1 protein-coding gene and 1 pseudogene are annotated in these 664 nt (G+C 60.1%); both read right to left on the minus strand.

Annotation, left to right across the window (positions count from 1 at the left end; all coding sequences use genetic code 11):
• A pseudogene (locus ACOCD2_RS24415) lies at positions 1-222 on the minus strand (transposase); the annotation flags it as partial.
• Between the two features lie 11 nt (positions 223-233).
• Positions 234-664: IS66 family transposase (locus tag ACOCD2_RS24420; protein ID WP_419596451.1), on the minus strand; the 431-nt coding region annotated here is incomplete at its 5' end.

A 664-nucleotide genomic window follows, 5' to 3' on the forward strand; every position in this document is an offset into this window, starting at 1 on the left:
CAGAACAGGCTCATATCCCTTGGCCTTCAGCTCCTTCACCTCGCCGGCACGCACTTCGTCCAGGGCCTTGCTGAAATGGGCCATGATGTGGAACCGGTCGAGCACGTGCACGGCCTGCCCCACCTTCTTGGCAATGACCTTCAGGTAGGGTTTCCACATGTCCGAGCAGATGTAGCGCAGTTGCTGGCTGCGTTCGGCTCCGAACCAGCGGAAAAACCGTAAGCGCCAGAGAATCAGCCCTCTTGCAGCTTACTGAGGGTGACGTTCCAAGGTAGCAGGGCCTCGATCTCTTCAACTGTACTGGCCCCACCAATGTGCTGCAGCACATGGTGGATGTAGGCAAAGGGTTCCAGCCCGTTGGCCTTGGCCGTCTCGATCAGGCTGTAGACGGTGGCGCTGGCTTTTGCGCCACGCGGGGTATCGGCAAAGAGCCAGTTCCGCCGTCCCACCGCAAAGGGTCGGATGGCGTTTTCCGCCAGGGCGTTGCTGATGTGCAGTCGTCCATCGGCAAGATAGCCCGTCAGCAGTTCCCACTGGTTGAGCGTGTATTGCATGGCCTTATACGTCAGGCTGTCCCTGGGCACCCGGGTGCTGTTTTTCTCCAGCCAGGCCTTGAGGTCATCGAGCACCGGTTGCGCCAGCTGCTGACGCTGCCGGGTCTTTT

This window comes from Thiolapillus sp. (assembly GCF_048562965.1).
GTDB classification, from domain to species: Bacteria; Pseudomonadota; Gammaproteobacteria; order Chromatiales; family Chromatiaceae; genus Thiolapillus; species Thiolapillus brandeum_A.